We start from the raw sequence: 24,267 nt of genomic DNA, 5'->3' as shown, positions 1-24,267 counted from the left end.
TTATGCCTATTTTTGCGTAAACGTTTTTTGCGTTTATGCGTAGCCATCTTTTGACGAAGTCTTTTTCTTCCTGAAGGCATATACACTCCCATTTTTATCTAATTTGAAAATTAATTATAACATTTTACACAAATAATTTCAAGTTTAAACTAAAAACTAATTTTATTTTTTTATATTTATCATATAATTATCATCATAATTTAATCAAAAAGGAACTTATTAATGACTGAATTAGAAAAAATGATTAATGGTTTAGAATATAACTCTGCTGATAAAGATCTGGAAATTATGAGAAACAAAGCAAAGGATTTATGTTTAGATTATAATTTACTAAAATCTAATCAAGCAGAAGAAAAAGAAAATATTGTTAAAAAGTTATTTGGAAAAATAGGACAAAATTTCGCAATTACAGCACCTTTTTATTGTGATTATGGATTCAATATAGAAGCTGGAAGCAATTTTTTTGTAAATCATAATTGTGTAATACTTGACTGTGCTAAAGTGAAATTTGGAAATAATGTGTTTATTGCTCCTAATTGCGGTTTTTATACTGCCGGACATCCTTTAGATAAAGAAAGAAGAAATAGTTATATAGAATATGCATATCCTATAACTATTGGAAATGATGTATGGATAGGAGCAAATGTCATTGTACTTCCGGGAGTAACCATAGGAAATAATTGTGTTATAGGAGCAGGAAGTGTTGTTGTTAAAGATATACCTGATAATATGCTTGCTTTTGGCAACCCTTGCAAGGCTATAAGAGAAATAAATGATGATGATAAAATAAAGAATTTGAATTGGAAAAATAATAACCAATATAACTAAATACATTTATAAAATATAGAATAATCATAGCATTTTATAAAAATACTATGATTATTCTTATAACTATTAAAAAATTAATTAATATTCACAAATTAAAATTTATCTATATCAACAAGTTTTTCTACTGTTTTAGCAAGTAAATACACACCTACTCCTGTAGCACCTTTAGATATATATTTTACATTTATATCACTCATATCTGTACCTGCTATATCTAAATGAGCCCATCTTGCTCCTTCTGTAAAGTATGATAAGAATTGTGCAGCTGTTATAACTCCGGCATATCTTCCGCCTGAATTTTTTATATCAGCAATATCAGATCTTATATCTTCTTTATATTCATCAAACATAGGAAGTTCCCATACTCTCTCATAAGTATCATTGCCTGCCTCTTTTAAAGCAGCGGACAAAGATTCATCATTAGAAAGAAGTCCTGAAGCATGTCTTCCTAAAGCTATTGAACAAGCTCCTGTTAAAGTAGCAATATCTATTACGAAATCAGGATTATATTTTTTTATTCCATAAGCCAAAGCGTCGGCAAGTATTAATCTTCCTTCAGCATCTGTATTAACAACTTCTACAGTAACGCCATTATACATTTTCAATATATCACCAGGATTTATAGCAGCACTTCCTGTTTTATTATCAGTTAAAGGACATATTACAGTAACATTTGCTTCCAAATTCATATCAGATATTAAGAATAAAGCTCCGCAAACAGCAGCAGCTCCTGCCATATCATCTTTCATACCAAGCATACTTGTACTAGGCTTTAAAATCATTCCGCCTGTGTCAAAAGTAATACCTTTTCCTACTAATAAAATATGTTTTTTAGCCTTAGCTTTCTTATATTGAGCGATAAATACTCTAGGAGGATTCTTACTTCCGGCATTAACTCCTAGTATTCCATTCATACCAAGAGTTTTTAATTCTTTTTCAGTAAGAACTGTAGTAGTTATTTTTCTGCTTTCAGCCTGTTTTTTAGCTCTGTCAACAAATGTCAAAGAATTTATAACATTGCTAGGCTCATTAACCATATCTCTTGCCCAAAATATGCTGCTTGCTATCTGATTGGCCTTAGATATAGCATTTTCAGTATCTTTTTTATGTTCAGAAACTAAAAGTATATTCTTAATGTTAGATTGTTCTTTCAATCTCTTATTGCCTAAATAATTATCAAAGCTATAAGAAGAAAGTAAAATACCTAAACAAAATTGAATATATGATTCTTCAGAAGCTATTTCAGCAAATAATTCAGCCATATCCACTTCTATATCATCTATATGTAAATCTTTCATTATTTTTACTAATGAAGCACCGGCATTCTTCCAAGTTTCATACATATAATTTTTTACTTCTTTATATGTAATATAAATCACTCTTGTATTGCTTGCAAATGCGAACGCAAATGGAGTAGAAGTATTATAATATTTATCTTTTACTAAACTATTAAATAACTTTATGTATTCTTCATTAAATGAGCATACTTTAAGCTGCTCTTTCTCTACTTTTACAAATACTGCTACAGTATGTTTTTTAATGAAATTGATTGTATGTTTTAATTTCATTTTTTGTTCCTTTATGATTTTAAAATAACTTCGATTAATAATTATATATAATGTTTATTTTATGTCAATTATAATATAAAAAAATATTATAAAAGATGTTGCAATATACTATTAAAGGTATATAATCCATATAAACTTACATATTATTTTATCAGGAGGTTGAAAATATATGATAAGAAAAATATTTAATGTAGCAATTTCTATTTCTCTACTATTATTTGTGGTATCATGCGGAACCGGTGTAAGCAGAAGCCAACCAGAAGGCTGGATTAATGATGATACATTTAGAGTAATGGGAATGGGTTCGCCATCAGACGATATAGATGATAAATTCAGAAGAGAAGTAGCGGCAAAACAAGCAGCAGAACTAGATGCAAAAAATAAAATCGCTGCAAAAATCGTAGGTTCTTATATAGAATCTTTAAGTTCTACTGAAAAAGGTATGATAGATGAATATGTTATACAGGAAAGAGTTGCTGGAAGAATAAGAGGGACTTCTGTTGTAGAAAGTAAATGGGACTCTAAACAAAATTGCACTGTAGTAATGGAACTATATTCAAAAAACCTTAAAAAACAGATGGATAATTTAGTAACTCAATATCTTAATGAAGTTGGTATGCAATATACTGCTCAAGATGTTGCAGGAATGGTAAGAACTTATAAATAATTATTAAAATATGATATTAAATAAGGGCACCTTAATGGTAGCCCTTATTTTTTTATAAAATTAAATTTAATAATAATCGATAATTATTAAAGCAATTAAAATTTGCTATATTTTTTATTATATTTAAAATATACGGGTAAAATTATTTTTATTATGGTATTGCAATATAGTACTCAAAATATATAATACTACAATCAAACTAGGAAAGGATTAAATATGAATAAATTTATAAAATTATTTATTATGACATCAATGTTTTCACTGTTTATTATCTCATGCGGAAGCGGAGTAAGCAGAGAAAGACCAGAAGGCTGGATCAATGATGACACATTCAGAGTAATGGGAATGGGTTCTCCAGCAGATGATATAGATATAGATGATAAATTCAGAAGGGAATTAACATCAAAACAAGCAGCTGAACTAGATGCTAAAAATAAAATTGTAGCAAGAATAGTAGGTTCTTATATAGAATCTTTAAGCTCTACTGAAAAAGGCATGATAGATGAATACGTTATACAGGAAAGAGTTGCTGGAAGAATAAGAGGAGCTTCTGTTGTAGAAACTAAATGGGATTCTAAGCAGAATTGTACTGTGGTTATGGAACTTTATTCTAAAGGATTAAAAAAACAGGTAGATGCATTAATCACAAAATATCTTAATGAAGTTGGTATGCAATATACAGCTCAAGATGTTGCTGGAATGGTAGAAACTTATCAATAATGATTTTTATATAAATTTATTAGATATAGTCTATCAATAATTTGTAATAAAAAATAGTTTTAAAATTATTTAAATCTAATTATAAAAAATTAATATGTGAAAAAATATCAAAAAGCTAATTATAAAAATTATTTTCTTCTGGCAAGTTTACTTGGCAGAACCACTAAGAAAATAATTTTTATTAGCAACAATAAGGATTCATTATGTATGTAGAAAATATTAAAGGAAGAACTGCATTTGTATCAGGAGCAAGTGCAGGTATTGGAGAGGCTGTAGCTAAAATGCTTGCTTCTAATGGAGTTAATCTTATCTTAGCTGCAAGAAGAATAGAGAAACTTGAAACTTTAAAAAATGAATTAGAAAAAAATCATAATGTAAAAGTAAAAGTGATAAAATTGGACTTTGCTAAATCTGAAGATATAGTAAAGGCTATAGATTCTCTTAGTGATGAAGATAAAAAAATAGATATACTCATAAATAATGCTGGTTTAGCTTTAGGTAAAGACTTATATTATAATAATCCTATAGAGGATTCTCTGCAAATGATTAGGGTTAATTGCGAAGGATTAATAGTGTTAACAAGACTTTTACTCCCATATATATTAGAAAGCAAACATGGACATATAGTAAATCTATCATCTACTGCTGCCGATGAAGCTTACAGCGGAGGTGCTATATACTGTGCCACTAAATCTTTTGTTGAAATGTTCGGCGATAGTTTAAGAGTAGAATTAATAGACAAACCTGTAAAAATAACAAATATAAAACCAGGAGCAGTTAATACAGAGTTTTCTACTGTAAGATTTAAAGGCGATAAGGAAAAAGCTGACAATGTATACAAAGGATTTAATCCTTTATATGCCGAAGATATAGCCGATAATATAGAGTATGCATTAACTAGAAAAAGTCATGTACAAATATCAAGTATGACTATAATGGCAGAAAATCAAGGTAGTGCTACTATAATACATAAAAACAATTAATTATTTAGGGAGTTTCATTTATGGGAGATATAGATAACACTAGAGATAGATTAAAGTTAGATGAACTTAATAAAGATGCTAGAAAAGATTTATTTAATAAATTTGTAGATGCCGGCGGTGAGGTGGTACCAGATAAAAAAAAGGATAATAATGTTCTTGTAGGATCATCAAAAAAAGGTCAAAATGCAGTAGTAGGAGGAAATAGCAGCAAAGGTTCTAAAGGCTCCAGTTCTTCAAATTTCAAAGGTGATAGTAAGGATAAAAATAACAAATCTTCTTCCGCTATAAGTATTCAAAATAAAAAAAGTAATGGATTATTTTTCAATATTAAATTATGGTTCAATGCTTTAAGTTCTGGTGTAATCACATTGATGGGCGGAAATGTTAATCCTAAATTCTTAAATTTTATAGATAAAAATGCTATAGCAGCCCTATTAGAAATGGACACTTTAATTTTTAATGCTTTAAATCCAAGCGAAGCTTCTGATATAGATGCAAAAGCAAAACATCAAAAAGTAATTTCTCAATTTGCTAAAACTTTAGATGATTTAGAGTTATTAGAAAGAATAAAAGATCAATATAACGAAGGGGTTTATAAAGATTTTTTAAGACCATATAAAGAATTAAATAGCACTGTTATGGCTGAAAGTTATGTAAAAGAAATCAAAGCTATGTTCAGACCGCTTTATGTACTTCATGCTTATTCTTCAAGAATAAAATTAGCAGGTGAAAAAGCTATGTTCGCCTATGCTATGGTTGATAACATAAGCAAAGGAATTGTAAACTCCAGAATATCTGCTTTTAAAAGAGCTGTAGATTTAATATATGGAAAATATTATCCTAAACTATTCACTCTTTTACAGTATGCATCTAAAGAACCATTAGAAACTATAAATGACTTTAACCGTTACTTAAATATAACAGATGAAGATATATTAGGATATTATACTAAATTAAGAAAAGAAAAAGAAAAATTACAAGAAACTAAAATACAGCAGGCAAAAGAAAATATAGGAAAGCAAAAAGACAATGAAGAAGAAAAATTAAGTAAAGTAGAATCTATAGGTGTAAAACTTATAGAAAAATGCGTATCATTCAAGAAATCTGACAATAATATAGAATATGAAGCAGATCCTTTTTTCATTGTTCCTATAAAAGACAAAATATATAGAATCAAAGTATTAATAGACTTTTTAGACAGAGAGTATTCTGCGGTATTCGTTTCTAATAAAGTAAGATATAATTTAGTTTATGATAATCAGGTAAGAACAGATTATAAAAATGATTTTAATAATATATTCTTATCTTTATCAGATACTAATTCAAGATTGAATGAATACAGTGAGCTTTGTAAAACAATAAACAAAGTAGAAGAAGATAAAACTATGCGTTTTGAACAGAGAGTTTCTATGCTTTCAGATAAAAACGGTCAGCGTTCTTATTTAGCTAAAAACTTAAGAAACACTTATGTATCAATAATAACTCCTTTCAAAAGAAAATTGGATAAATTATTATTAGATAAAGAAGAGAGAGAAAGAATTATAGAAAACCCTAATGATATATTAACTTTCTCAACAGAAATAGGAAAAGGTAAAAAAAGAATACAGGGATATAATGTAATGAAAGCATTAACAGAAGCTTATTATTTTATATCCGGTCTTAATTATTTAATCACACAGGGTGAGTTATCAGGAGCAGGAATTCTTATAGAAGGCGGAGATAATGATGAACCAGATATAAGCATCGCTCAAAAACAAGAAACTCTTGAAAATATAGAAGCATCTAATAATGCATCAGAAAATATTAATACTGAAAACAATCCTAATGAAGTTAATGTTAATACTGAAAATAATATTGATGCAGAAAATGGTGAAAATCAAAGTACGGAAACTGAAGAATCAAATACTGATAATCCAAATGATAATGCAACTAACCCAAATGAAATTGTACTTGGAGATGACGGCTTTGATGAATCATTAGAGGACGAAGATTTATTTACAGAACCTGAATCTGAATCAGAAGAAGAAAATTTAAAACAGTAAGTAGAGAGGTTATTTTGGCTTATAAATCACCAAAGGTTATAATGCTTGAATATATTCCGCTTCGTATATTGATGGAAATAATGGCATTTATGCCTTATATTATAGTAATATTATTTGCAAAGTTAATAGGTACTTTAATGTACTATCTTGTACCAAGTGCTAGAAAAGTTGCATTGATTAATTTAAAACAAGCATTTCCTGAAAAAAGTCTTCATGAAAGAAAAGTAATAGCTAAAAGATCTATGAAATCTATGATGATGACTTTTGCCGAGTTTATTAAATCATCAAGAATGTCAGATGAACAAATATTAAAGAGAATAAAAATAGAAGGTCAGGACAAATTTGATGAAGCTATGAACAAGAAAAAAAGAGGAATCATAGCTATTACAGGGCATATAGGAAATTGGGAATATATAGCTTTTTATTTCGCTATAAAAAAATATCATCCAGGCGTAATATTCAGACCGCTTGATAATCCAAAATTAGATGCTTATATGCGTTCTTGGAGAGAGAAAAGAGGTATGAAATGTATACCAAAAAAAGGCGATTTAAGAGAAATATTTCATGTTTTAAATAATAATGGTCCTGTTGCTTTTTTATGCGATCAAAATTATTTAGATGGTGTTTTTGTTGACTTTTTTGGATATCCGGCCGCCACAGCAGTTGGACCTGTTGCTATAGCTATGAAAACAGGTTCTCCAATGGCTATACTTTACAGTTTACCGGATAGATACGGACATCATAAAATCATTATACATGATATAATGTACATAGAAGAAAAAGAGACTAAAGAAGAAACTATAAAACATAATGTACAAAGATATACAAAAAAATTAGAGGAAATAATATCAGAACATCCTGAAAATTGGCTTTGGGTTCATCCTAGATGGAATACAAGACCTAATGGAGAGCCTGAAATTTTTTACAAAAATAATAATTATAAATAGTTTTTTACTTTGTTTTTTTTTGATAGGTTTATATTATATATTAAATGTACTAAAACGATAATAATTGTCAGAATAACATTATATAAATAATATAAATTTCTTGATTTTATGAAACGATGAGGTAATAATCTTCATATAATATTTTCGATTTTATTTTTATTATAATTTTTTATTTAAAAATTAATATTTTTTTACTATAATAAAGTTGTGGCAAATTATTAAAATTTTAGTCCGAAAAATACATTAAACTGGAGGTTATGAGTATATGGAGCAAAAAAAACGTTCATTTATGTTCTTTTTAAACCTTGGGCTTACATTTACTTTGGTTGGTATAATCATTTCATTTTTCATATTTTCTTATGAAAAAAATTATAAAAAAGACGAGTTCTTGGTTCATGCACAAGCTGCACCTGAAAAAACAGCTTTTACAGGTTCATTAGATGGAGCTTTGGCTGTTGAAAATGCTATAAGAGATGTAGTTGATAAAAATATGCCTGCTGTAGTTAATATATCTACAGAAATAGAGGCAGGACAAACTGAAGAAGACAGATATGCAGATGAATTCTTTAGATTCTTCTTTGGCGATCAAATGCCTAGACAAAAGAGAAGTCAGAAATCTTTAGGAAGCGGTTTCATAATCAATGAAGAAGGATATGTACTTTCCAATTACCATGTTGTGAAAGGTGCTACTAAAATTATGATTACACTTTATGGAGAAGACGGAGAACTTCCAGCACAATTAATAGGATACGATGAAGCTTATGATTTAGCATTATTAAAAATAGAAGCAAATAACAGAACTTTCCCTTATGTTGCCTTAGGAGACAGTGACGCTATAGAGCCCGGAGAATTTGCTATTGCTATAGGAAACCCTTATGGACTTAATAATACAGTTACTTTCGGTATTGTAAGTGCTAAAGGAAGAAGCGATGTTGGTGCTAATAAATATCAAAGATATATACAAACTGATGTTGCTATAAACCCTGGTAACTCCGGAGGTCCTTTATTCAATATTCATGGTCAGGTTATAGGAATAAATACATTAATATATTCTACTTCAGGCGGAAGTATAGGTATAGGATTTGCTACTCCTATTAATTTAGCTACTTCAGTAATGACTGACTTAAAAGAAAATGGAAGAGTTACAAGAGGATATTTAGGTATATATTTACAAGATATAGATGAAAATCTTTCAAGAGGTTTAAATGTTAAGCAAAACAGCGGTGTTTATGTAAGTGAAGTTATACCTGATTCACCTGCTGCAAAAGGCGGCTTACAGGACGGAGATATTATAATAGAGTATGACGGCGAAAAAATGACTAAATCAGGTGATTTATTCAATAAAGTAGCTACTACTAAAGTAGGAAAAGAGGTTAATGTTAAATATTTAAGAAACGGAAGAGAAAGAAGCACTAAAATTACTATAGAAGCTAGAGTTGAAGATGAAGAAGTTGTTCCTACAAGACAATCTCAAAATAATTCACAAAGCAGTACTCGTTCTTGGATGGGATTAGATGTTTCTAATATCACTCCTGAAATATCTCAAAGACTTCAGATAAGAAGCAATGAGAGAGGCGTTGTAGTTCTTAATATGACTCAGAACTCAAAAGCCTATCAATACGGACTTAGACCTGGAGATGTTATTAAAGCTATTAACGGCATAACAATTTCAAATACTGATGATTATGACAACTTTGTAAAATCTTATGGTAATGATAAGTCCTTTACAATAACTATAAAACGAGCAAGAATGACTTATGTTATAATTATAGAATAGTGCTTTAATAAAAGTTAATAGAAAGGAATTGCAGGCAAATGCTTGCAATTCTTTTTTTATGTTCAATACTTTATATTGATTATGTTAACTATTTTTATATTTTGTACTTGCATTCATAATTGATTTAATATATTATTAATGGAATATATTATTTGACAATAAAAATTTAAATTTTCATATATATAAATGTTCTTAAAAAATAGGAGTAGTTTATCATGACACATTTAGAATTGAGAGAAAAATTTAAAGAGTTTTTTAAAAGTAAAAAGCATGCTATAGAGAAATCATCATCTCTTATACCAATAGATGACCCTAGCCTATTATTTACAACAGCGGGAATGCTGCAATTCAAACCTTATTATGCAGGTATAAAAAAAGCTCCGTATTCAAGAGTGGCTACTATACAAAAATGTTTCAGACTTTCTGACTTAGAAAATATAGGAAAAACAGCAAGACACCATACATTCTTTGAGATGTTTGGTAATTTCTGTTTTATGGGCGATTATTTCAAAAAAGAAGCTATAGAATTTGCTTGGGAATTTTCTACTCAAGTTATTAAACTTCCTATTGAAAGAATATATGTTTCTATTTATGAAAAAGACGACGATGCTTTCAAAATTTGGAATGAGCATATAGGCGTGCCAAAAGAGAAGATTGTAAGACTTGGAAAGAAAGATAATTTCTGGGGACCTGCTGGAGATTCAGGAGCTTGCGGACCTTGCAGTGAGCTTTATATTGATATGGGTGAAGAGAAAGGATGCGGAAAACCTGATTGTTTTGTTGGATGCGATTGCGAAAGATATTTAGAGTTCTGGAATTTAGTATTCAATGAATTTTTCCAAGATACTGAAGGCAATTTATCTCCTCTTCCTAATGTTGGTATAGATACAGGAATGGGACTTGAAAGATTATGCTATATTACTCAAGGCGTAGAAAGCAATTATCAAACTGATGTAATGAAGCCTATAGTTGATGCTATAGCTAAAAAATTGAATGTTAAATATGATGATAAAAATAAAACTAAAATCAATTTAATAGCAGATCACTTAAGAGCATTAGTATTTGTAATATCCGAAGGCTGTACTCCTTCTAATGAGGGAAGAGGCTATGTACTTAGAAGACTTTTAAGAAGAGCTTTGAAAACTGCAAGCGATTTAGGACATAAAGTTTCTTTCTTAAATGAAATTACATCTTCTGTAGTTAATGTATATAAAGAAATATATGATTATCTTCCTAAAGAAGAAGAAAATGTAAAAAGAATATTAAAAGATGAAGAAAATAAATTCATAAACACAATATCAGCAGGTATGAATAAACTTTATGCTGTAATGGAAGAAAATAAAGACAGCAAAGTAATATCCGGTAAAGATGCTTTCATGCTCTTTGATACTTACGGACTTCCTATAGATATAACAGAAGAAGAAGCATCAGATCATGGATTTACAGTTGATAAGGCCGGATTTGAAGAAGCTATGGAAGAGCAGAAGAAAAGAAGCAGAGGAGCTGGAGAAGATAAAAGATCAAAATTCGGATATGTTGAAAATTATGAAACTAAATATGTTGGAGAAGAAACTGATAATTTAATAAACGGAGTAAATGCAAAAATAGTTGCTGTATATGAAGATAATGCCAAAAAAGATAAAACATCATCTTCAAATGCTGTTATTATCACAGATGTTTCACCTTTCTATGGAGAAATGGGAGGACAGATCGGAGATAATGGGTATATAGAAAACAGCAAAAAAGAAATAATAAAAATTATAGATACTCAAAAGAAAGAAAATACTATTATACATATAGCAGACTGCAGCAGTCATTCTTTAAGTGTAGGCGAAGAAATAAAATTATTTGTTAATTTCGACAGAAGATGTGCTATAAGAAAAAATCATACAGCTACACATATACTTCAAAAGGTATTAGAGCTTACATTAGGAAGCCATGTTAATCAGGCTGGAAGTTTTGTAAATGATGAATATTTAAGATTCGACTTCACCCACCCTAATTCAATTTCAGAAGATACATTAATAAGTATAGAAAATCAGGTTAATGAAGTAGTATTCAAATCAATGCCTGCTGTTATAAAATATATGCCTAAAGAAGAGGCTATTGCTTGCGGTGCTAAGGCTTTATTTGGAGAAAAATATCCCGATACTGTAAGAATACTAGATATAGGAAATGGTTTTTCAGTAGAGCTTTGCGGAGGAAGCCATTTGACAAATACATCAGAAGTTGGTTTTTTCCATATAGTGAGTGAAGGTTCTGTGGCTAGCGGTGTAAGAAGAATAGAGGCTATCACAGGATTAAAAGCTGCTAATGAAGCTAGTAAATTATTCAGCAAAGTGAAGAATTTAGCACATATACTCAATGCTTCAAAAACAGATGAGCTTACTGTAAGAGCTGAAAGTCTTCAAAATGAAGTAAAAAAACTTCAGAAAGAAATTAAACAGCTTAAAACTTCAGGTGCTTCTGCTGTTTCATTTATGGATAATTTTGAAGATTTGAAAGGGATTAAATTCTATAATTTAGAGTTTAATGAAGATATTAAAGAAGTTAGACTTTATGCTGATACTATAAAAGAAAGAGTAAAAGATAGTATTGCTGTAATGATAAGCAAAACTGATTCTTCCAACTCTATACTTGTACAGATAACAGGTAATGCTTTAAAAGATAAGAAATTATCTGCCAATAATATAATAAAAGATATTATTGCTGCTGCTGGAGGACGCGGAGGCGGAAAAGATACTTTTGCTCAAGGTTCTATAGAGAATATAGAAAAAGCTAAAGAAGAAATTAATAAATTAAAGAGTAAATGGTTATAAAAAATTTTGATATGAAGAAAAATATTATACTTTTCATATTTGCAGTAAGTTCTATGCTTATTATTTCATGCTCTGAAAAAGATGTTACATTAAGAAGAATCGAAGATGTACATAAAGCAGAGCAGAAACTTGCAAAAAATCCTGATGATGAAGCAACTGTATTAGAAGTACTTAATGCGGCACAAAACGGCGGAAGAGAGGTGCGTGCTGAAGCTATATGGGTACTTGGAAAAATAGAGGCTGATATTGCATACAGTGATTTTCTTCGTGCTAGCGTAGAAGACCCTGATTTTAATGTGAGATGCTTGGCAGTTTTAGGACTTGGAAAATTAGATGCTAATAATCCTGAAGCTATTGACAGAATAAAAAGAGCTATATCGGATACTGATTTGCAGGTTCAGATAGAAGGTCTTAAAGTGGCTGGAAGAATGAATGCTAAGACTCTTTTGAATTCTATACTAGATAGTTTATCAAGTAAAAACAAATGGGTTAGAATGGCTGCTGTTGAGGCTTTAAAAGATTATGATGATGCTAGAGTTGATAGGTCTTTAAATCTATTAGCCTCTACAGATAAAGATTATGCTGTAAGATCCACTATCAATCAGGTAATAGAATATAGAAAAAATAAGAAAAATGCAAAAGCTGAAGAAGAAGTGAAAGAAACAGCATCAGCAGAATAATAATATACATAATAGAGGAAAATATATTTAATGAATAATAAAATCAATTTTCTTTTTATATTAATATTGTCTTTATTTATTACAATATCATGTGCATCAAAATATTCTTATGTAAGAGTAGACGATATAATAGATAAAAATAGAACTATTGCTGTTGCTTCTTTTACTTTTCCAAAGAGTATGACTAATGATTATTGGGATAGATTAAAATATTTAAATACTGAAATATATACTGATTTTGTATTAAACAGTTTCATTAGTAATTTTAATTCTCAAAATGAAATGGTTAAGCTTGTTACTTTACAGGAAGCTATAGGAAACAAAGAATTTGCTAATCTTCCTCATCATTCTATATTGGGGGCCGATTATGTTGCAGCAACAGGTACGCTTGCAACTAATAGATTAAGCGAAGAAACTTTAGCTTTACTCGCTGATAAAGTAGATGGAATAATGTATGCTGAATCTGCTATGTCTTTTTGGTCTCAAAAAGTAAAAATAGATTTTGAGATTTATGATATAGATGGAAATTATTTATGGATAGATACTTTGAATGGATATTCCTATTATATAATAGGAGATACAGGAGCACCTACAAGACAAACTGCTTATGAAATAGTTATAGCTGATGTTATGAAATATCAAAAAAAGCATGCTGAAGAATTATACATAGTTATAGATCAGGCTATATCAAATGGAGTGAATGGTTTAAAAGGAAAAGTTCCTTATGCATTCAATACCAATGATATTATATTCACACAAAAAACATTTAGTTTAACTAATGAAGATTATGCAAAAAAGGCGGGTATATATTAATGGCACAAAAACAAAAGATAGAATTAAATTTTAGTGATGTAGATGATTTTCATTTTAAAAAACCATTAAAAGGTTATATGCTTAAAATAGCAGAGGATCATTATGTTATAGGCAATGAGGATTTAGCTATAAAATCTACAGGAAAAACTCCTAAAGAGGCTGCTGAATTGGTTAAAGAACAGTTTATAGTTCTTGCTAATGATATAATGTACAAATCCAAATATGCACCTTTAAGTGAAAGAGAAAGAAAGAAAGTAAATATTATCAATTCTATATGTGATATTATTTAAAAGTATTTATATTAAGTTTTAAAAAGTGAGTATTGTTTATTTAATACTCTATCTTTTTAAAACTTCATAAATTAATTAAATTTTTCTATAATCTTTATATTTTTCCATTAATTCATCGAATATTTTAGCAGCTTCAAATATTAAATAATCGCATCCTTTTTCTTCATCTCTGTAATGTTCTACTAAATAATCGCAATTAATGCTATTCATTTTTTCATTAAATTTATTTATATATTCTGCTTCTATTTCTTTTAAAAGAGTGCCTTCATGTCCTCTATCTTCTATAAAAGCCTTAGCAAAAGCCATTATTCCGCCTGTTAATATACCGCATGTTATACCAACAGCCATACCGCCTCCAAAACCTGCTGCCAATTTCAAATCATTTCTATTTATTCCAAGTTCATAAACTTTATTAGCTCCATAAAGCATTTTCTCCGCACAATTCAAGTCTTCAGCTTTACCAAATCCAGAATATAAATACTCATATAATGTCATAAAATGCTCCTTAATTAGAATTTAATTAAAGTAGATCCCCAAGTAAGACCGGCTCCGAAAGCAGTAAGAAGAACATAATCGCCTTCTTTGATAGCATTAGATTCAAATGCCTCTGTAAATGCTATACCTACACTAGCTGCAGATGTATTGCCGTACTTTTGTATATTAATATAAAATTTATCATCATTCAAACCTAAAGTCTTTGCAACAGCATTCATTATTCTAGTATTAGCCTGATGGGTTATTATAAGTGATAAATCTTTTAACTCTAAACCAGCATTTTTTACTGTTTTATTGATAGTTTCATCGAAAGTCTTAACAGCCTTTTTGAAAACTTCAGTACCTGCCATAGTTATAGTGTTTGTATTATCTTCAACATTCTCTTCTGTAATAGGATTAACACTTCCGCCGCCTTTTACTATAAGTATTTCATCATTAGGCTCAGAACCTATATCTGTTGAAATAATGCCTTTAGAATCATCTGAAGAAGCCTCTAATAAAGCACTGCTAACCCCATCTCCAAATAATATAGCAGTAGTTCTATCCTCCCAATTAAGTATATCAGAACATTTTTCAGCAGCAACTATTAAAACCTTCTTACATTCTCTGCTTTCTATAAGTGAAGCAGCTGTATTTAAAGCATATATATATCCAGAACAAGCAGCAGATATATCAAAAGCAAGACATGAATTTTTTATATTAAATGCCTTTTGAACAAGTCCTGCAGTAGAAGGAAAAGTATATGATTTTGTAGAAGTAGCAACTATTACAGCATCAGCATCTTCTATTACAGCACCTTTATCTTTTAATTTTGACACAGCCTTAACTGCCATATCTCCTGTACTTTCTTTTTTATCTGCTATTCTTCTTTCTTCTATTCCTGTTCTTGAAACTATCCAATCATTATTAGTGTCCAATTTCTTTTCTAAATCATAATTAGTCATTACATTTTCAGGTAAATATGATGACAAATATTTAATACTAGCTTTCATATTAATTAAACTCTCTTTTTATATTATTTTATTAATTTTCTTATAATCAATTTTTATTTAGAAAAAGATAACAATCATAGTATTTTATGTCAATAGTATTTATAGTTATAATTAACCATATTTTATATATTTTTATCTTTTACTAAATAAATCATAGGAACGCTTATCACTGTAACAGCATATTTTACTATGAAATTAAATATAAATATTCCTACCAAAGCATCAAAAGGCAAAGCTCCCCAGAACGCTATAGCAACAAATACTAAATTATCTACAGGTATACTAAAAGCATTGCTTATTAATACTCTAAGCCACTGATGTTTCTTTGTTATCTTAGTTACGAAAAGATGATATATTTCTGTATCAACAAGCTCTGATAATGTAGAGCCTAGTATAGATGCTATTGCTATTCTAAGTACAGGACTTAAAGTTAATTGAAAAGCCTCATTAAACTCCCAACTTGCATCCGCAGGTATTTGTGATATTATATAAAAATAAATAGGAGAAAAAATATTAATAATTGCTGATACTATTATAAGTTTCTGAGTATTTTTCTTGCCTATAGTTTTATGTGCCATATCTCTTATTGTAAAAGCTAAAGGATATAAAAATGTACCACCATCAACAGCAAGACTTAAAACATTGGCTATCTTAACGCTTGCTATATTTGATATCATTTGACAAGCTATATAAGAACAAATAATCAGTATAGTAATAAACGAAATACTAAAATCTTCTTCCCTTTTTTCCATATTGAAAACCCATTAATTTGATATATTTAGTTGATATATAATATACTAAAAAAATATTTTAGTCTATAGTTTTTTTATAATAAAAAAAATTGATTTTATGTAAAAAACTTATATAATTTTTATTATATTTATTGTATATAAATATAAGTAAAAAGGTTTGTTAAAATGGTTTATATTATATTATCAGCAATAGTATTATTAATTTTAATTATTAAAAAGAATTCTTAGCAACAAGAAAACTTTGTCTCCAAAATATGTAAAAAAGCAAATAGAAGAATTGACAAAAAAAATTAATGAAGATGAAAAAGATTATGTATCTATTTATCAATTAGCTAAACTTAAAGAACAAATAGGCGAAATAGAAGAAGCATTAAAAATGTATGAAAAATTACTGCAGGTTTCTTTCTTTAAAGAAAAAGAGGAATTAGAGATATGTCAAAAACTCGAAAGCTTTTATGAGAATTTCGATAAAAATGAAGAAGCTTTTAAATATACTCTAAAAATTGCCAGATTAGATTCCAATAATATGCCTTGTAATATTAAAGCAGGAACTACTCTTTGCAATGAAGGATATTATATACTTGCCTGCGATTATTTTAATAAAGCTATATTAAACAAAAATGAATTTGATACAGATAATCTTAAAGCAGCTGCTTTTAGTTTTTTTAAAACAAAAGATTATAAAAAATCTATTGTCTTTTTAGAAGAACTTCAAAAAAGATTAGCAAAAGAAAATGATAAAGATATAGATAATATTAATAAAACTTTAATATCTATGTATATGCTTTCTGATGAATTAAATATAGCAAGAGGTTTTATAGAGCAGATTATAATCAATAAACATATTAATAATCAATTATATATGGATAGAATTTATCTGCATATATTGTATAAAGTTCTTGATAATGAAAAGTTTAGAGAATTATATGATAATCTATATAAAAAATATAATATATCAAATCCTAATAAAAAAATATCTGATTTAGTATTAGACTATTCTTTCTACTCATATTTTTTAAGAGATATATCTTTATCCAAAAGGTTATTTGAAATTATCAATGATTTAAAATTGCCTGAATTAAATACTTATAATTTTGAGCTTATAATAAAATATTTATCAGATATAAATAAAGCTACAGAACAACTTAGTAAATTAAGAAATTTAATGAAATTGGATAATTCTAAAAATGATAATTATGAAAAGTATGTAGAAAAAGAAGATATTCAAAACTGGGAGAGAGCTGTTGATTTATGGGAAGGTTCTTTTATAGATATAAGTTATTTAGCTTATCTTATAACAATACAAAATAATATAAATATTAAGAAAATATTAGATGAATTAAAAATAAATGATAATAACAGCAATAATGAAATAAGCTTAAAGATTGTTCAGAAAGTAGATCACATTTATAATATGAATATGATTGACTTCAAAAAATTATGTCAGAATTTAATACGCACAAAACTATCGTATTCTATAATACAGGAATATACTGATGCTGCTTCTAAAAGTGATTACGGTGATGAGGTTAATTATATAACATACAATACCAAAGGAAATAAAAGAGATACCACTTTAATATCTTTCAAAAGATGGAAAAAAATTGAAATAGGAGAATTATTAATAAGAGATTTCCAAATGATGATTAATGAATCAGGAGCTAAAAACGGTATTTTAATAGTACCTGTAACATTAAGTAATAGTGCTAAAAGCTATGTTTCATACAATGATAAAATAACAGTTTATTCAAGAAATCAATTTAATAATCTTCTTAAAGATGAAAAACTATAATAAAAAAATAATCATAAAAATAAAAAAGTGATAGTTTATTTTTATATAAACTATCACTTTTTGAAAACAAAAATAAGCGAAAATTTATTTTAACATTTCTCTATCTACTAAATCATTAGCAGGAACATAGTCATTTATTACTTGTGAGAAAACTAAAGTATCAACAAAACCGCCTCTTTTTATAGAAAGGAAAAGATCATTATATTCATTTTCAGGCATACCTAATTTCTTCATAGTTACAGCCTTATAGAATACAGCATCATTAGCAAATCTAGTTCTAGGATATTCTGTGATAACTCTGTCAAACAAAGCAATAGCTTCCTGAAGTTCATTTTTATCACTTGAATAAGTTTGATAAAGCATACCATTCCATAATAATGAAAGAGGTTTAAATTTTTCTATAGAAGTTAATCCCGCTACTTTCTTAAAGCATTCATCAGCTGAAGTAATATGATTTTTATCTACAGTATTATTTGATTTTCCTTCTTTAGCAAGGAAATAATGAACTATACCTTTAAATTGATATAAATGTCCTACATCAACATCTTCAGGTAAATTATTAAAATCTAATTTATTTATATAATTTAGAGCCTGAGTGTACTCTTTATTAGCTATCATAACTCTTATTTCTCTAATCATCAAAGGATCATCTTGGGAAGTCCAAGGGCTATAAAAATTATATATAGTAGCTTTCAATGGTCTTTTCTTAGCAGGTGCTGCTGAAGAAGATGAAGTATTATTATCTGTTCTATTTATATTTTGATTAGGCTTGTTATTTACAGGCTTATAATCATTATCTAATGCAGATGACATATTATTTGATGTATTATTATTAGAAACACCATTATTAGTTTCAACAACAACATCATTACTTGATGAGTTTTGATATTCCTTTTCTATCTCATTGATATAATCATCTTCTATATTGCCTTCTGCAGGTTTCTTACATGATATTGTAAAAACTAACAATAAAGCTATTAATATTGCTAAAGACTTCTTTATCATTTTCCGCTCCAAACTTATTTTTATATTGTTTTTTTTATTTTCGGAAATTATAAAAAAAGTGTTAGAATAATATTTATTGTTATGATATACCTAAACAATTATATTTTGTTTTTAATATTTGGGGCTTTGCTGCGAAGCCATACCCCAGTTCTTTTACCGAGTAGGTACTTCGGTATTGGTATAAGGCGAAGCCCGCCTTCGGCGAGAACCAAAACAACTGCATTTTTACACAAAATAATAGTATTATATTATATTTAATACATATTCTTAAAATATTAAGTTGTAGTATATGCGTTTTCGCGTAGCGTGCCTGCGGCAGCAACTTTGACGAAGTCCGCAGAGCGTGTGCGGCAAAAAAGTTGATAATAATTATATAATATGTAGTAGTAGGCAAAATTAAATCGTTTCAGTATATACTAATTATAAAAGATAATTTTCTATGTTTTTATAATATGATTTTTGTTTATATTCTTCTTCTGCCCTGCCGGCATAATTATGTATTTTTTTGTCTGCATCTGCAAAATATCTGTTGTATGCCTTTTTGCAGTAATTGTCATGCTTACCTTTTATTCCTGTAGGAGGATTCTCAAATTTATAAACCCCATTAACTCTCCAGAAATTCAATATACCTATACTAATAGCATCAACAGGACATCTAAATGCACAGCTTGTACACATTACGCATTTATTTTTGAATTTGATATTTCCTTTTTCATCATTATAAATATTATTAACAGGACATTTTTTCACGCATAAATTACAATGAGTGCAAATCTTTTTAACTCTAAATAAATTACCATTAACTTTCATGGCAGGGTGTTCTATTCTAAATAAAAATGCTATTAATCTGCCGAATGGAAATTTCTTTAAAAAACTTTCTTTGCCTTGTAAAACTTCATTAGCCTCTATAACGCATAAAGCCTTAGCAGTTTTCCACATCTTAGCTGCGAACTCATCGGTATGTCTGAATATTATATTATAAGGCATTATATAATGATATTCATTAGTAAGTATATAACCTTTTGGTTTTAATCTTGCCATTAAAGGCTCTGAAGAAATATTATTAATTGTTAAAGGCTCTCCGGAAGTTTTTATAATAAATATCTTCTTTTTATCTAGCTTTGGAAATAATTTTATTAAATCAAAAATAGGATAAGGTGCATTGAATCCATGTATAGGATAAGCAAGACATACATAATCATAATACTCAGGACTAGGCATATTATCAAAATTATCGCCTACATTATAAACTAAAGTTTCAACACCATTTTCTTCAAATATTTTTTTATATTCTTTAGCTGCCTTTTCAGTGTTTCCGGTTCCTGAAAAACAATATATTACAGCTTTTTTATTTTCATAAATACTCATCTTATTAACCTATTAAATTTTATACGCTAATTATACTAAAGTGAATATATTTTGTCAAAATTTATTTTTAGTTCAAAGGCATAATTTCGTCCCTCAAACTGCCAAAAGACAGTAAGCGGGAATGAGTTTAAAAACGCTCGCCGCGTGGCAACCCGCACGGAATTGCCAACCTTATAGACAGTCTGCTATACGTGCGGTTTATTACCTTTCATTACATAGCCTACTCGGCTGCTGCCCTTCACTTTGTAGAGAATGAGTTTAAAAACGCTCGCCGCGTGGCTTCCCGCACCGTATTACTAAACATTTAAGATAGTCCACTATAGGTGCGGTTTATTACCTGCTAATTACCCAAACTTATATACTTGTAATTACCACTCCATATTTTGGGAATAAGTTTAAAAACTTGAATTAAAGAAAAGACATATCATTAAAATATATTCTAAAATGTTTTAGTCCCCTTTCAGCTCCGTACCGGAATGCTACGCAGGGAATGAGTTTAAAAACTAGCTGATAAAAGTTTAACTGTGCCAATAGCAGCAGGCACAACAGTTTTCGTCCCCCGACCGTAGGAAGTACCCTTGTGGTATCGCGGGGAATGAGTTTAAAAACTATGATATAATCGATGTTGGTTATAAATGTAATATGACTGATATCTTTTCGTCCCCTCGCGGGGAATGAGTTTAAAAACAAAAGAAAGGAGCTGTAAAAACAGGAGGAAGAAAGGCAGGAACCTTTTCGTCCCCTCGCGGGGAATGAGTTTAAAAACCCGTAATTTTTTCTTAAATTTTTTGTAAAAATTTAGTAATATTTATTTACAACACAAGGTTTTTAAACTAGTTTCTTCCTTTATATGTTTTTAAACTCATTATGTAATTATCAATCCTCTTTGTAAATTCGCTTTACTTTCGCCCAGCTATGTAATTATCAAGCTATTTTCTATGTAATTATCAAAAAATCACCCTCTCGTGCGAAATTTCAATATGTCAAAGAGCTTGATAATGTATTATAGCATTTTTCTATATTTTTTCAATATTTTTAACCATTTATCTTCTTATAATACGCCTTAAAATCTTCATCGAAATAATAAAGCATATTTTCATCTTCTTTATGCGAATCATACCAAACCTGAGCAAAGTAAGGATTCTTTTTTGCAAGCATGTCAAAATTCCATTGATAATCAGGCATACATTCCATGCACCAATGACCTGCCTTTATAACTGTGAATGGAGAAGCTTCAAATTCATGACCTTCTGCACAAGCCCATTTTAATTTTGTATGTAAGTCGCCTTTAGTCATGCTACTGCTTAAAAGTTTTCCGCCTCTGAACTCTGCAGCTTTTTTCAAGTCTTCTAAATCTATTTCACTGTCTTTTTTGCTTTCATCATAGCCATGATTAAGAAGTTTAGCATTCTTTATATCAAGCAAAGCTTTATAATCTATATAATTTCCTTCGGAGTCTTTATTTTCAAAAAGTAAATTGAAATTCTCCCATTTCTTAGGCAGATTATCAAAATTTTCTAAACTTCCGAATGTAGCTATAACTTTACCGTCCTCTCCGTTTCTTCTCCAATATGTAGGTGAATTAGGATGAGGCAAAAGTCTTTGTATAGCAAAGAATGATATTAAAGAAGGAGGTACTATTTTTCCTAATGAATAATACCAATGAGTCTTTCCTATTTCATTCCAATAATCTGTAACGGACTCTTTCTGATAAGAGAATAACTCTTCAAGTTTGTATCCGTCATAATACCAAAGTCCATGGAAATTTCTTGTAGCATTCCAATTAGGCTTCATATATGTTTTAGTTGATCCGCCTATGAGTTTGAATCCGTCATTAAATGTATCATAACCTATAAGCCTATTTTCTGCCTTGCTTCCTAAATTGAAACAGCCTTTCCAGAAATAATCATCTAAATTGCCTTTTATATCTTCCTCAATTATTCTTTTCATTAATAAACCGCTGTCTCTGGCAGTAGCCCATTCAAGAGGTGCATTATAGCAAGTATGAAACATTAATCCGTCGCTCATATTATCTGTAAGCATTCTGCTATGAAGCATTGCTGTTTGTCTTATTATAGCTCTGTTTTCTAATGATGAATCAAGTACATATCTTTCACCCTTTAACTTAGAAAAAGAATATGCATCATAAGGACTTATTAATAACGGATCGCCTACCCTGCCCCAAGGGTGTTTTTCATTTCTATTACCGTAAAGTGCTACTGTTGATATATGCACAAGTTTAGGGCGTTTATCTTTATCCATTGATTCCAATATATCTACTATATGTTTAACTCCTACAAAATTTGTAAGATGTGCTAGTTTAGGATATTTATCAGATTTTGGAGGTATCACTGCAGCAAGATTAAGCACATAATGGCAGTCTTTCAATAATTTTTCGCAGTCATCTCTTTCATATAAATAACCTGATACTATCTCTACTCTTTTTCCATATTGTTTTTTAAATTTTTCACCTGCTTTTTTACTTTCTTTTCTTACAAGAACCTTTACAAGCTCAATATCTTCTATTTCCATTAATTGTCTTAAAGTTTCAAGTCCCATATTTCCTGTGGCACCTGTTAAAGCTATTATATATTTCATACATATTCCTTTGTTGATCGTTATAAAATTGCTTTAAAATTTACTATTATTTTACATACTTTAAAAATAAACAGTTTTTATATTATGTAGTATTATATAAGAAATATAATTTTTGTAAATAATGTATTCAAAAGGACTAAAAATGAAATATTGTAAAAAAGCATATTTAATATTATTAAGTTTAATAGTTTTTACTCAAATATCTTTTGCTCAAAATAATGATGAAGCAAATCAATTATTTAAATTAATAAATGATGAAAGAAAAAAATCAGGTCTTAATGAATACAAAACGGAAACTCAATTAAAAAATGCCGCCAATCAAAGAGCTAAAGAAATAGCAAGCGGAATAAGAAAATCTACTGCTTTGCAAGACAATAATATACAATTTGCTTCATACTCTGAAGGGTCTATCATTGCAGATATGACAGCGGAACAAGTATTTGCTCAAATGCTTAAATCACAAAGAAATTTAATATTAAACAATAAATTCACTCATGCTGCTGCTTCCGTATATAAGAATAATGGCAAAAAATATTGGATGATAATTTATGTGGCATCAAGAAATGACAGCATAGTAAAACAGGAATTAAATATACAAAAAGAGAGAGAAAGAGTTGTTGAGTTATGTAATGAAGCTAGAAAGCAAAATAATGTATCTGTTAATTTAGTCTTAGATGCAAAATTAAGCGAAGCTGCCCAGAAAAGGGCCGAAGAATTAATAAAATTATTCTCGCATACAAGACCAAACAGAACAGACTTTTCTACAGTATTAAAAGAATATAATATCACTTACAAAACAGCAGGTGAAAATATAGCCAACGGACAATTCGATGCTGATGATGTTATGAACTCCTGGCTTAAATCACCTGGACACAGAGCAAATATACTTCAAAAGAATTTCGGTAAAATAGGGGTTGGTGTATTTGAATATAATGGCAGATTATATTGGGTTCAGGTATTTACTAACTAATATTTTATAACTTATAGAAAATAAATTTTATATCAACTTTTTAGTGCAATACTAAAGTTATTAAATGCCATTTTAATTATAACATTTGTCTTTTTGCCGCTTTGGCAAAAAAGTTGATATAATCTTTAATTAGTTCATTTTATATATAATGTTAATAAATT

The 24,267-nt window shown here is 28.8% G+C and carries 20 protein-coding genes; 13 read left to right on the top strand and 7 right to left on the bottom strand.

Translation table 11 applies throughout. The features are described from left to right. The first annotated feature begins 222 nt into the window (after window positions 1-222). Window positions 223-828 carry a sugar O-acetyltransferase gene (locus tag Q0K19_RS07020; RefSeq protein WP_297246680.1) on the top strand — a complete coding sequence of 202 codons (606 nt, stop codon included), beginning with the start codon at window positions 223-225 and terminating at the stop codon, window positions 826-828. Window positions 829-920: 92 nt separating this feature from the next. Here Q0K19_RS07020 and Q0K19_RS07015 read toward each other — a convergent pair whose 3' ends face one another. Beyond that, window positions 921-2,396, bottom strand: a complete 1,476-nt coding sequence (locus tag Q0K19_RS07015; RefSeq protein ID WP_297246678.1) for a M17 family metallopeptidase — start codon at window positions 2,394-2,396, stop codon at window positions 921-923. A 169-nt stretch (window positions 2,397-2,565) separates the two neighbouring features. On the opposite strand from Q0K19_RS07015, the gene Q0K19_RS07010 reads away from it, so the two are divergent. From Q0K19_RS07010 to Q0K19_RS06965, 10 genes are all read left to right on the top strand, one after another. After that, window positions 2,566-3,063 (top strand): hypothetical protein, encoded by a 498-nt coding sequence (locus Q0K19_RS07010; RefSeq protein ID WP_297246676.1) that lies wholly within the window; start codon window positions 2,566-2,568, stop codon window positions 3,061-3,063. A 216-nt stretch (window positions 3,064-3,279) separates the two neighbouring features. After that, entirely contained in the window at window positions 3,280-3,783 is a 504-nt protein-coding gene (locus Q0K19_RS07005; RefSeq protein ID WP_297246674.1) for a hypothetical protein, read from the top strand. Window positions 3,784-3,986: 203 nt separating this feature from the next. Beyond that, window positions 3,987-4,766, top strand: a complete 780-nt coding sequence (locus Q0K19_RS07000; RefSeq protein WP_297246672.1) for an SDR family NAD(P)-dependent oxidoreductase — start codon at window positions 3,987-3,989, stop codon at window positions 4,764-4,766. Window positions 4,767-4,786: 20 nt separating this feature from the next. Continuing rightward, a complete protein-coding gene (locus tag Q0K19_RS06995) occupies window positions 4,787-6,808 on the top strand; it encodes a hypothetical protein (protein ID WP_297246670.1) in 2,022 nt (673 codons plus the stop codon). A gap of 14 nt (window positions 6,809-6,822) precedes the next feature. Continuing rightward, complete coding sequence (locus Q0K19_RS06990; protein ID WP_297246668.1) at window positions 6,823-7,755, top strand: lysophospholipid acyltransferase family protein; 933 nt, start codon at window positions 6,823-6,825, stop codon at window positions 7,753-7,755. 265 nt (window positions 7,756-8,020) lie between these two features. Further along, a complete protein-coding gene (locus tag Q0K19_RS06985; protein WP_297246666.1) occupies window positions 8,021-9,532 on the top strand; it encodes a DegQ family serine endoprotease in 1,512 nt (503 codons plus the stop codon). A 215-nt stretch (window positions 9,533-9,747) separates the two neighbouring features. Then, complete coding sequence (alaS, locus tag Q0K19_RS06980; RefSeq protein ID WP_297246664.1) at window positions 9,748-12,351, top strand: alanine--tRNA ligase; 2,604 nt, start codon at window positions 9,748-9,750, stop codon at window positions 12,349-12,351. Between the two features lie 11 nt (window positions 12,352-12,362). Next, entirely contained in the window at window positions 12,363-13,031 is a 669-nt protein-coding gene (locus Q0K19_RS06975) for a HEAT repeat domain-containing protein (RefSeq protein ID WP_297246684.1), read from the top strand. A 30-nt stretch (window positions 13,032-13,061) separates the two neighbouring features. Then, a complete protein-coding gene (locus tag Q0K19_RS06970; RefSeq protein WP_297246662.1) occupies window positions 13,062-13,844 on the top strand; it encodes a hypothetical protein in 783 nt (260 codons plus the stop codon). Continuing rightward, complete coding sequence (locus tag Q0K19_RS06965) at window positions 13,844-14,134, top strand: hypothetical protein (RefSeq protein WP_297246660.1); 291 nt, start codon at window positions 13,844-13,846, stop codon at window positions 14,132-14,134. The genes Q0K19_RS06970 and Q0K19_RS06965 overlap by 1 nt, the downstream gene beginning before the upstream one ends. 75 nt (window positions 14,135-14,209) lie before the next feature. Here Q0K19_RS06965 and Q0K19_RS06960 read toward each other — a convergent pair whose 3' ends face one another. From Q0K19_RS06960 to Q0K19_RS06950, 3 genes are all read right to left on the bottom strand, one after another. Next, complete coding sequence (locus Q0K19_RS06960; RefSeq protein ID WP_014486854.1) at window positions 14,210-14,629, bottom strand: C-GCAxxG-C-C family (seleno)protein; 420 nt, start codon at window positions 14,627-14,629, stop codon at window positions 14,210-14,212. A gap of 14 nt (window positions 14,630-14,643) precedes the next feature. Further along, complete coding sequence (locus Q0K19_RS06955; RefSeq protein ID WP_297246658.1) at window positions 14,644-15,621, bottom strand: beta-ketoacyl-ACP synthase III; 978 nt, start codon at window positions 15,619-15,621, stop codon at window positions 14,644-14,646. Window positions 15,622-15,743: 122 nt separating this feature from the next. Further along, window positions 15,744-16,373 carry a queuosine precursor transporter gene (locus tag Q0K19_RS06950; protein ID WP_297246656.1) on the bottom strand — a complete coding sequence of 210 codons (630 nt, stop codon included), beginning with the start codon at window positions 16,371-16,373 and terminating at the stop codon, window positions 15,744-15,746. 277 nt (window positions 16,374-16,650) lie between these two features. On the opposite strand from Q0K19_RS06950, the gene Q0K19_RS06945 reads away from it, so the two are divergent. Continuing rightward, window positions 16,651-18,165 carry a restriction endonuclease gene (locus tag Q0K19_RS06945; RefSeq protein ID WP_297246654.1) on the top strand — a complete coding sequence of 505 codons (1,515 nt, stop codon included), beginning with the start codon at window positions 16,651-16,653 and terminating at the stop codon, window positions 18,163-18,165. A gap of 84 nt (window positions 18,166-18,249) precedes the next feature. On the opposite strand, the gene Q0K19_RS06940 is transcribed toward Q0K19_RS06945, so the two are convergent. From Q0K19_RS06940 to Q0K19_RS06930, 3 genes are all read right to left on the bottom strand, one after another. Continuing rightward, on the bottom strand, window positions 18,250-19,170 hold the full coding sequence (locus tag Q0K19_RS06940; RefSeq protein ID WP_297246652.1) for a hypothetical protein: 921 nt from the start codon (window positions 19,168-19,170) through the stop codon (window positions 18,250-18,252). 420 nt (window positions 19,171-19,590) lie between these two features. Then, window positions 19,591-20,532 carry an EFR1 family ferrodoxin gene (locus Q0K19_RS06935; RefSeq protein WP_297246682.1) on the bottom strand — a complete coding sequence of 314 codons (942 nt, stop codon included), beginning with the start codon at window positions 20,530-20,532 and terminating at the stop codon, window positions 19,591-19,593. A gap of 1,041 nt (window positions 20,533-21,573) precedes the next feature. After that, the gene (locus Q0K19_RS06930; protein ID WP_297246650.1) at window positions 21,574-23,136 is read right to left on the bottom strand and encodes an NAD(P)-dependent oxidoreductase; all 1,563 of its coding nucleotides are present in this window, start codon (window positions 23,134-23,136) and stop codon (window positions 21,574-21,576) included. Between the two features lie 142 nt (window positions 23,137-23,278). Between Q0K19_RS06930 and Q0K19_RS06925 the strand changes: the two genes are divergently transcribed. After that, window positions 23,279-24,106, top strand: a complete 828-nt coding sequence (locus tag Q0K19_RS06925; RefSeq protein ID WP_297246648.1) for a CAP domain-containing protein — start codon at window positions 23,279-23,281, stop codon at window positions 24,104-24,106. The last annotated feature ends 161 nt before the right edge of the window (window positions 24,107-24,267 follow it).

Source organism: uncultured Brachyspira sp. (assembly GCF_944393015.1).
GTDB lineage: Bacteria > Spirochaetota > Brachyspiria > Brachyspirales > Brachyspiraceae > Brachyspira.
This window is presented reverse-complemented; position numbering and strand designations above follow the sequence as displayed.

Bases quoted from the DNA above. Each gene is read 5' to 3' on its own strand.
- Q0K19_RS07020 (WP_297246680.1), top strand. From the start codon at position 223: ATGACTGAATTAGAAAAAATGATTAATGGTTTAGAATATAACTCTGCT.
- Q0K19_RS07015 (WP_297246678.1), bottom strand. From the start codon at position 2,396: ATGAAATTAAAACATACAATCAATTTCATTAAAAAACATACTGTAGCA.
- Q0K19_RS07010 (WP_297246676.1), top strand. From the start codon at position 2,566: ATGATAAGAAAAATATTTAATGTAGCAATTTCTATTTCTCTACTATTA.
- Q0K19_RS07005 (WP_297246674.1), top strand. From the start codon at position 3,280: ATGAATAAATTTATAAAATTATTTATTATGACATCAATGTTTTCACTG.
- Q0K19_RS07000 (WP_297246672.1), top strand. From the start codon at position 3,987: ATGTATGTAGAAAATATTAAAGGAAGAACTGCATTTGTATCAGGAGCA.
- Q0K19_RS06995 (WP_297246670.1), top strand. From the start codon at position 4,787: ATGGGAGATATAGATAACACTAGAGATAGATTAAAGTTAGATGAACTT.
- Q0K19_RS06985 (WP_297246666.1), top strand. From the start codon at position 8,021: ATGGAGCAAAAAAAACGTTCATTTATGTTCTTTTTAAACCTTGGGCTT.
- alaS (WP_297246664.1), top strand. From the start codon at position 9,748: ATGACACATTTAGAATTGAGAGAAAAATTTAAAGAGTTTTTTAAAAGT.
- Q0K19_RS06975 (WP_297246684.1), top strand. From the start codon at position 12,363: ATGAAGAAAAATATTATACTTTTCATATTTGCAGTAAGTTCTATGCTT.
- Q0K19_RS06970 (WP_297246662.1), top strand. From the start codon at position 13,062: ATGAATAATAAAATCAATTTTCTTTTTATATTAATATTGTCTTTATTT.
- Q0K19_RS06965 (WP_297246660.1), top strand. From the start codon at position 13,844: ATGGCACAAAAACAAAAGATAGAATTAAATTTTAGTGATGTAGATGAT.
- Q0K19_RS06960 (WP_014486854.1), bottom strand. From the start codon at position 14,629: ATGACATTATATGAGTATTTATATTCTGGATTTGGTAAAGCTGAAGAC.
- Q0K19_RS06955 (WP_297246658.1), bottom strand. From the start codon at position 15,621: ATGAAAGCTAGTATTAAATATTTGTCATCATATTTACCTGAAAATGTA.
- Q0K19_RS06950 (WP_297246656.1), bottom strand. From the start codon at position 16,373: ATGGAAAAAAGGGAAGAAGATTTTAGTATTTCGTTTATTACTATACTG.
- Q0K19_RS06940 (WP_297246652.1), bottom strand. From the start codon at position 19,170: ATGATAAAGAAGTCTTTAGCAATATTAATAGCTTTATTGTTAGTTTTT.
- Q0K19_RS06930 (WP_297246650.1), bottom strand. From the start codon at position 23,136: ATGAAATATATAATAGCTTTAACAGGTGCCACAGGAAATATGGGACTT.
- Q0K19_RS06925 (WP_297246648.1), top strand. From the start codon at position 23,279: ATGAAATATTGTAAAAAAGCATATTTAATATTATTAAGTTTAATAGTT.